The following is an 8,754-nucleotide window of genomic DNA, read 5'->3' on the forward strand; positions in this document are numbered from 1 at the left end:
CCGGCGGTTTACGCGAGGTAGCAACGCTGGCCGCGCCTGGCGCAGAGCAGGCAATGTCGTCTTGCGGCATCGTCGAGCCATTCAGTTGGACAGCACCCGATGGGCTGGAGATGCAGGGCTGGGTGATACGCCCCCGCGATATCAACGGGGCGACACCGCTTCTGGTGGATGTTCACGGTGGGCCGATTTCCGCTCATGGCAACCACTGGATGGCGCGGACGCGTGCGGCGCCGATGCTGGCTAGCCAGGGTTGGACGATCTTCTTGCCCAATCCTCGCGGCAGCACCGGCAGGGGTGACGCCTTCGCCCGCGCGGTCAAAGGCGACATGGGCGGCGCCGACGTCCTGGATATCATCAGCGGCGTAGATGCACTGGTTGCCAAGGGCTGGGCTGATGACGCGAAGGTCGCCGTGACAGGATCGAGCTATGGCGGATTCATGTCTGCCTGGCTGCCGTCGCAGAGCGAACGCTTCGCTGCGGCCATCCCCCTGTCGCCCGTCGGCAACTGGTATAGCCAGCATCGCACCACTCAGATCCCCGAGTTCGACGAGATCATGCTCGACGCTTCGCCCTGGGCGGAAGCGGGAGCCTATTTCGAACGCAGCCCGGCCTTCTTCAAGCACAAGAAGAAGGTGCCGACGCTGGTGATGGCAGGCGGCATCGATCGCAGCACGCCGGCAGGCCAGGCGGAGGAATGCTATTTCGCGGCCCTCAGGTCCGGCTCGCATGCCGAGCTCGTCATTTATCCCAACGCCGGGCACAGCATGCGCAGCTACCCGGAATATCTCGACAGTGCTGCCCGCATCCTGTGGTGGCTCGGCAAATACGTGCATCCGGCCGTCTGAGCGCGCGGCACGAGGGGAGAACATCATGACCATGAATGCAAAACGCGAACGGATCGTCGTCGTCGGTGGCGGCATCATCGGCTGCTGCACCGCCTATCACCTGCTGAAGGCAGGCGCTGACGTCACCGTCGTCGAGGCCGGCGAACTTGCCAAAGCAACCAGCGGCGCAGGCGCGGGCTTCGTGTCGCACTGGTCCGCCGGCATGATCCCGCTCGGCGAGGAAGGGTTCAAGCTTCAGCAATACGGGCTCGACTTCTACAAGGCGTTGAGCGAACTCGGCCAGGAAATCGGCTATCGCCCGAACGGCACGCTCATCATGGCGCTGACGGAAGAAGGCCGCGAAGACTTCGTGCGTCCTGTACTGGAGTCGCCTTATGCGCCGGCCGAAATGCAGGATCTCAACGCCGCCGAGATTGGCGAGAAGATGCAGGGCCTGATCGACCCGTCCAAGGTCCACTCGGGTGCGTACAACCCTCATGGCATCCAGTTCGACACGACCCTGGGCCTGCGTGCACTGGCCGGAGAAATTGCCAGGTTGGGCGGTACATTCCGGGACCACACGAAGGTCACTGGCATTGAAGAAGCCGGCAACGGCGTGACGATCGAGACCGACAAGGGCACGTTGCAAGCCGATGGCGTGGTGATCGCTGCGGGCGCATGGAACAACGAGCTGCTTGAGACACTTGGCTGGAAGCTGCCACTGCTCCGTGTGCTTGCAACCCGCATCGTGACAGATAGCCGTGGTTTGCCGTCGACCATCCCGACTGTCCAATGCCGCGAACTGGGGCTGTGGCTGCGCGAAACCTTTGGCGCCATCATGTGGGGAACGGGCGGGCACTACCACCCTTATCACAAGCTCAGCGACGCATGGATTGCGCCCGGACAACCGCACAAGGCTGACCTGATGCAGGCAATGGCCGATGGAGATCTCGCGCGTCTGCAAGAAGTGTTCCCGCCGCTGCGCGGATCGAAGATCGCGAGCTGGGCGCAGGGCGTGCCATGCTACACGCCCGACCGTGGTCTGCTGGTCGGCCGCGTCCCCGGCACGACCAACATCGTGGCGGTGGGCGGCGACAATGAAAGCGGTGTGAGCCATGGCCCGGGCCTTGGCCGCCTGTCGGCAGAATTGATCCTCGGCCAGTCGCCCTTCGTCGATCCAACCCGCTTTCGTCTCGAGCGGTTTGAGAAGGACACCTTCGCGACCGAAGCGGAGGTCGAAGCAGCCATGCCGAAATGGTCGCGCAAGCGTGATGGGCATTTTGCGGATGCGCAGCGTGCGTGAAGCGCAAAGCCGTCATCCGGTTGCCTTGAACATGCCCGTCTACGGTGAAGGGCCGGGAGCACGGCGCGGATGAGCGCGCCGGGCAACCAGATTGCGGCCTCCGCCGGGCGCTMGAACAACCTTCTCGCAAGGCTGATCCTGCGCCGCGTCCTGCTTGGCTTCGGGTTGCTGCTGGCAGCCTCGATGCTGGTCTATGGCGGGGTCGAGATGCTGCCGGGCGATTTCGCCGCGACCTATCTCGGGCGCGACGCGACCCCGGAATCAGTCGAGCATGTGCGCAAGGAATTGGGCCTCGACCGCCCGATGATCCAGCGCTACGGCGAATGGCTGGGGGGTATCGTCCAGGGCGATTTCGGAACGTCGTGGTCCAACCACAACTCGGTCGCCGAGCAGCTCTGGAAACGGTTGGGCAATTCGATGCTGCTTGCCGTTGCTTCAGCAGTAATCGCGGTCCCATTGGCACTCGGCCTTGGCATGATCGCGGTGCGCTACCGCAACCGCTTTCCCGACAAGGCCATCAGCATCCTGTCACTCGCCGCGGTGTCGTTGCCCGAGTTTTTCATCGGCTACCTGCTCATCCAGTTCTTTACCGTCAAGCTCGGGGTCGCGGCCTTTCCGGCGACCGTCTATGACGGGATGAGCCTTGGTGAGCGGCTTTCGGCCATTGCCTTGCCTGTTCTGACGCTCGTCATCGCCGTGCTGGCCCACATGATGCGCATGACGCGCTCGGCGATCCTCAACGTCATGTCGTCGCCCTATGTGGAAACCGCCGAACTCAAGGGGCTTTCGGCGCTGCGCGTCATTGCCGAACACGCCGCGCCTAATGCCGTGGCGCCAATCGTCACGGTGATCGCGCTGAACCTTGCAGCGCTCGTGGTCGGCGTCGTCGTCATCGAAGTGGTGTTCGTCTACCCGGGCATCGGCCAATACATGGTGGATGCCGTGACCGTTCGCGACATGCCCGTGGTCCAGGCCTGCGGGCTGATATTCGCGGCCATCTACATTGTGCTCAACCTGTTGGCCGACATCGTTTCGATCCTGGCGAACCCACGCTTGAGGCATCCGCGATGAGATTGAAATCGATGCCTACAAGCGCACGCGTGGGTGCGGCGGGGATCCTGGTCGTTGTGGCCTGCGCACTCTTTGCGCCGCTGATCGCACCCTACGATCAAAGTGCCATCGTCGGTGAAGTCTGGGCCCCGATGGGGGGAGACTTCCTCCTCGGTACCGACAGCCTCGGTCGCGATCTCCTGTCGCGCCTAATCTATGGCGCACGCGCCACGCTCTTCGTCGCCTTGGCCGCCACCACGCTGTCATTCGCCATCGGCATGCTGCTCAGTTTCACCGCTGTCGTCAGCGGTGGCGTGGTCGATCAGCTTTTGTCGCGGTTCAACGACCTGATGATGTCCGTTCCTGGGCTGATCCTCGCGCTTGTCGTGCTTGCGGTACTGCCGCAAGGCACCCTGATCCTCATCCTGGTCATGGCTGCGATCGACTCGACGCGCGTCTATCGCATCGGCCGGGCGGTCGCGCTCGACGTCAGCGTGATGGATTTTGTCGAAGCCGCCTGGCTGCGCGGCGAAGGCAAGCTGTGGATCATCTTCCGCGAGATCCTGCCCAATACCCTGGCGCCCCTGCTGGGCGAGTTCGGGCTACGTTTTGCCTATTCCATCCTGTTCCTGTCGACACTGTCCTTCCTGGGCCTCGGCATCCAGCCCCCGGCCGCCGACTGGGGCGGCATGGTCAAGGACAACAAGGACGGCATCATTTTCGGAGTTTCGGCCTCGCTCATTCCCGGCGCTGCGATCGCCGCCCTGGTCATCTCGGTCAATCTGGTTGTCGACTGGATGATCAATGCCACGGCGAGCCTCAAAGGAGCGCGTGGCGATGAGTGAGATGCTCTCGGTCCGGAATCTGCGCATCGAGGTGCGCGCGCATCAGGCTGATGGATCCACCACTGACCTTGTGYTGGTGGATGACGTCTCCTTCGATGTTGGAAAAGGAAAGGTCCTTGGCCTGATCGGTGAGTCGGGTGCGGGTAAATCGACCATCGGCCTGTCGACACTGGCCTATGGCCGCGGTGGCGTGCGCATTTCAGGCGGGCAGGTCCTGCTCGATGGCGTCGACGTGACGGCTCTGTCGCCGGGCGGCGTGCGCACCATACGCGGCGCGCGCGTGGCCTATGTCGCGCAGTCGGCTGCCGCGGCCTTCAACCCCGCCCACAAGCTCGGGCGGCAGGTCATCGAGGCAACCGTGCGACATGGCCTCATGACGCCGGCGGAAGCGAAGAAGCGCGCCCAGTATCTGTTCAAGGTGCTTGGCCTGCCAGAACCGGAGCGCTTTGGCGAACGCTACCCGCACCAGGTCTCGGGTGGTCAGCTGCAGCGTGCCATGACCGCCATGGCGCTTTGTGCCAAACCCGAACTCATCGTCTTCGACGAGCCGACCACGGCGCTCGACGTGACCACGCAGATCGAGGTTCTGGCAGCAATCAAGCATGCGATAGCAGAGACCGGAACAGCTGCGCTCTACATCACGCACGACCTTGCTGTCGTCGCCCAGATTGCCGACGACATCATGGTGCTCAGGCACGGCAAGACGGTGGAATATGGACCGACCCGACAGATCATCGAGACGCCGCACGAAGACTATACGAAGGCCTTGGTGAGCATCCGACAGGCAGTGCGCGAGCCTTTCCGCGCTGCCGAGGAAAACCTGCTGAAAATCGAAGGACTGACGGCCGGCTACTCGAACGTGACTGTCCTGCACGACGTGTCGCTGTCGCTGCCGAGAGGCCAGACATTGGCGGTGGTCGGCGAGTCCGGATCGGGAAAATCGACCCTGGCGCGCGTTGTCACGGGGCTGCTCCCGCCCAATCAGGGCATGGTCACTTTCAAGGGCGAGAGGCTGCCGCCCGCCCGCAAGGATCGTACGCTCGACCAACTGCGCCGCGTCCAGATGATCTACCAGATGGCCGATACGGCGATGAACCCGCGCCAGAGGGTCGGCGATATCATTGGCCGGCCGCTCACCCTCTATTTCGGCCTCCGGGGGGCGGAGCGGACCAGGCGGGTCACCGAACTGCTTGGCCAGATCGAGATGGGCCAACAGTTTCTCGACCGCTATCCGGCCGAGCTCTCAGGTGGGCAGAAACAACGTGTCGCCATCGCCCGGGCATTGGCGGCCGAACCGGAATTGATCCTGTGCGACGAGCCGACTTCCGCGCTCGATCCGCTAGTGGCCGAAGGCATACTGAAGCTGCTGATGCGGCTGCAGGAGGAGACCTCCGTTTCCTACCTGTTCATCACCCACGACATCGCAATCGTGCGGGCGATCGCCGACCGCGTCGCGGTCATGCATCGCGGCCGCCTGGTTCGTCAGGGCGACAAGGCGTCCGTCCTTGCTCCACCTTATGACGACTACACCGAAAAGCTCTTGAGCTCGGTGCCCGAAATGGAAATCGGCTGGCTGGAGCGCGTCCTTGCCGGGCGCGCGCTGGCTCCGGTTGCCTGACAGATCTTCAATACAGGGGGAATGGAAATGAAGAAATCGAACTTGATCGGCATGGACCTCGCGGCAAGCCGTCGCGACTTCCTGAAGGGCACGCTCGGCGCCGGCCTGCTGCTCGCCGGACTTGCCAGCACGGCCCATGCGCAAGCGGCGGCAACGCCGAAGAAAGGCGGCACCCTCAAGCTGGGTATCGATGGCGCTGCCACGACCGATACGCTTGACCCTGCAAAAGTGATTGGCGCCTTCGCCTTCCTGCTTGCGCGCACGATCGGCGATACGCTGGTCGCCAGCGATCCTGCCACTGGCAAGGCTCTCCCGGGCATCGCCTCCAGCTGGGAATCCAGCCACCAGTCAAAGGACTGGGTGTTCAAGATCCGCAATGACATCACTTTCCACAACGGCAAGGCGCTGACCGTGGAGGATTGCGCCCAGACGATCCGCCGTCACATGAAGGAAGAGTCCGGCTCCGGTGCGCGGGGCATGATCGCCTCTATCGAAACCGTCGAGGCCAAGGGCGAGGAACTCCACGTCAAGCTCTCGGAGAGCAATGTCGACCTGCCACTGGTCTTCACCATCCACCTGCTGATGATCCAGCCCAATGGCGGCATGGACAATCCTGCCGAGGGCATCGGCACCGGCGCTTACAAGCTCACCAGCTTCGAGCCGGGCGTGCGCGCCGTGTTCGAGAAGAACGTGAATGACTGGCAGGACCGTGGCTACGTCGACAGCGTCGAGATGATCGCCATGAACGACGCGACTGCACGCATCGCGGCGATCTCATCGGGGCGCGTTCACTTCATCAATGCCGTCAGCCCAAAAACAGTGACACTGCTCAAGCGCGCGCAGAACGTCGAGATCCTCAACGCACCGAGCCGGGGCCACTACACGCTGCCGATGCTCGTCGACACCGCGCCCTTCGACAACAACGACCTGCGTCTGGCGTTGAAATATGCCATCGACCGCGAGGCCCTGCTGCAGACGACGCTGGGTGGCTTCGGCACGGTCGGCAACGACTTCCCGATCAACGCCACCTATCCTTACTTCCCGTCCGATATCGAGCAGCGGGCATATGATCCGGACAAGGCCGACTTCCATTTCAAGAAGTCTGGCCATGACGGGCCGGTCGTGCTGCGCACGTCTGATGGCACTTTCCCCGGCGCAGTGGATGCGGCGATCCTCTACCAGGAAAACGCCAAGAAGGCCGGCATCCAGATCGAGGTCAAGCGTGAGCCGGCTGACGGCTACTGGAACAATATCTGGCGCAAGGCCCCCTTCTGCATGTCCTACTACGGCAGCCGTCTGACCCAGGACCTGATGTACGCCACCGAGCACCTGTCGGGTTCGCCAGCCAACGAGACCAATTTCAATCGGCCGGACTTCGACAAGCTCATCAAGGAAGCGCGTGTGGTCGAAGACGAGGCAAAGCGCGCGGAACTGTATCATGCTGCAGCATTGATGGTGCGCGACGAAGGTGGCTCGATCATCCCGGTCTTCAACAACAACATCAACGCCGCGACCGCCGCTCTCAAGGGCTATGCCGACGACGTCGGCAACGACATGTCAAACGGCTACATCGCCTCGCGCGTCTGGCTGGAGACGTAGGCCGTCTGCCGCCACAACGGACAGGGGCTTAGGGAGGCGCCCCTTCGGGCGACTGACCGACAAGTCCGCACAATGCACGCTCGGCCGTCATGAACAACGGCCGAGCCTATAAAATTGGTACCCAGGCATGGCGGCATGCTTGCAGCGCACTGCGGTGCCTTGCAGCGCACTTTCAATTGCTGGACGAATCGAACTGCAGTGTGAAGACGCCTCCGGCAATGCCTTGGTCGATGGTGGRAGAAAAACTCAATGGCGTGCAGCGTTGAGCTGCCGCTACCGCCGCATCGACAAAGGCCTTTCGCGCATTCGCATCGCCTTTGACACTGATCGCTGTCGGCCTCGGTCTGCCCATCAAGAAGCCGTCACGCTTGAAGCTGAAGCTCAAGGTAACCGACGACCCGCTCGTGCCAGGTGGCGCATTCCAGCACGCCAGGAGTGCTGCATTGACCTCTTCCATGGACTTGAGCGGCTCGGCCCGGGCCTGCCCGAGCATTCCGGCCGCCGCAATTGCTACCCACATGATCCGATGTTTCATGACAGGCTCCTTGCTAGCAAGACGCTGCCCGCATGGTGAGGCTCATCATCTCCAAATTCAGTCAGCCGAAATCATGCGGCAACGCATATTGCCGCATTTAGGGCAGGCCTTGAAGTCGGCTAGCCAACTATCGGTTTGTTGATCTCAAGCCGGCGTCGATGCCGTATCGACGACCTCGAAATCATGGGTCAGCTTAGCCGACATGGCGAGTATGGCGGAGGCCGAGCAGTATTTTTCGATCGACAGATTGACGGCGCGCTCGACCTTGGCGGGTGCGAGGCCGCGGCCCTTGACCACAAAATGCATGTGGATGCGCGTGAAGACCTTGGGGTCGGTCTCGGCGCGGTCGGCATCGAGCTCGACAGTGCAATCCTCGATCGCCTCGCGGCCCTTCTCCAGGATATGGACGACATCGTAGGCCGAGCAGCCGCCAGCACCGATCAGCATCAGCTCCATCGGGCTTGGRCCGGGCGTCTGGCCGCCCGGTTCCTTGGCGGTTCCGAGCACGATCTTGTGCCCGCTGCCGGACTCACCCACGAAGGTGCGATCTTCAACCCATTTGATGCGTGCCTTCATGACAGCCATCCTTCCATGCAAAAATTTCCGCGACCATGCGCTCCAGGTTCATAACCGGATGCGGGCCAAGGCGTCGAGTGTCGCGATCTGACGCGGGCAGATTTTTAAGAAGTCTGGGGCCCTGTTTCGTTCGAAGGCTTTCCCGACAAAAGCGTCGCCAGCCAGCGCGTCGAGGGCGACTGGCTTGTGTAGACGATGAAGGCGATCAGCACCGGCACGCCGAGGAACGCGCCTGAAATGCCCCACAAGAAGCTGCCGAAGAACACCGCGAAAATGACGGCGAATGGCGAGATCGCCAGCGAAGCACCGGTGAGCAAAGGCTCAAGATAGCTGCCGATGATGAACTGGATCAGGTTGAGGCCGAGAAACACGACGGCTGCCATCTGCCAGGATTCGAACTGGGC

General features: G+C 62.5%; 9 protein-coding genes. 6 read left to right on the forward strand and 3 right to left on the reverse strand.

The features are described from left to right. The 6 genes from AC1DUU_RS14905 to AC1DUU_RS14930 all read left to right on the forward strand — a co-directional run. On the forward strand, positions 1-845 hold an 845-nt coding region (locus AC1DUU_RS14905), incomplete at its 5' end, for an alpha/beta hydrolase family protein (RefSeq protein ID WP_476784185.1). Positions 846-870: 25 nt separating this feature from the next. Then, positions 871-2,127: an NAD(P)/FAD-dependent oxidoreductase gene (locus tag AC1DUU_RS14910; protein ID WP_476784186.1), complete on the forward strand. Its 1,257-nt coding sequence runs from the start codon at positions 871-873 to the stop codon at positions 2,125-2,127. A gap of 69 nt (positions 2,128-2,196) precedes the next feature. Then, positions 2,197-3,198: an ABC transporter permease gene (locus AC1DUU_RS14915; RefSeq protein WP_476784187.1), complete on the forward strand. Its 1,002-nt coding sequence runs from the start codon at positions 2,197-2,199 to the stop codon at positions 3,196-3,198. Continuing rightward, positions 3,195-4,022, forward strand: a complete 828-nt coding sequence (locus tag AC1DUU_RS14920; protein ID WP_476784188.1) for an ABC transporter permease — start codon at positions 3,195-3,197, stop codon at positions 4,020-4,022. The genes AC1DUU_RS14915 and AC1DUU_RS14920 overlap by 4 nt, the downstream gene beginning before the upstream one ends. After that, positions 4,015-5,640, forward strand: a complete 1,626-nt coding sequence (locus AC1DUU_RS14925) for an ABC transporter ATP-binding protein (RefSeq protein ID WP_476784189.1) — start codon at positions 4,015-4,017, stop codon at positions 5,638-5,640. The genes AC1DUU_RS14920 and AC1DUU_RS14925 overlap by 8 nt, the downstream gene beginning before the upstream one ends. Positions 5,641-5,667: 27 nt before the next feature. After that, a complete protein-coding gene (locus AC1DUU_RS14930) occupies positions 5,668-7,239 on the forward strand; it encodes an ABC transporter substrate-binding protein (protein WP_476784190.1) in 1,572 nt (523 codons plus the stop codon). Positions 7,240-7,411: 172 nt separating this feature from the next. Here AC1DUU_RS14930 and AC1DUU_RS14935 read toward each other — a convergent pair whose 3' ends face one another. The 3 genes from AC1DUU_RS14935 to AC1DUU_RS14945 all read right to left on the reverse strand — a co-directional run. Then, complete coding sequence (locus AC1DUU_RS14935; protein ID WP_476784191.1) at positions 7,412-7,774, reverse strand: hypothetical protein; 363 nt, start codon at positions 7,772-7,774, stop codon at positions 7,412-7,414. Between the two features lie 144 nt (positions 7,775-7,918). Next, entirely contained in the window at positions 7,919-8,350 is a 432-nt protein-coding gene (locus AC1DUU_RS14940) for an OsmC family protein (RefSeq protein ID WP_476784192.1), read from the reverse strand. A 104-nt stretch (positions 8,351-8,454) separates the two neighbouring features. Further along, on the reverse strand, positions 8,455-8,754 hold a 300-nt coding region (locus AC1DUU_RS14945), incomplete at its 5' end, for an AI-2E family transporter (RefSeq protein WP_476784193.1).

It is taken from the genome of Aminobacter sp. P4_H6_2, assembly GCF_056400805.1.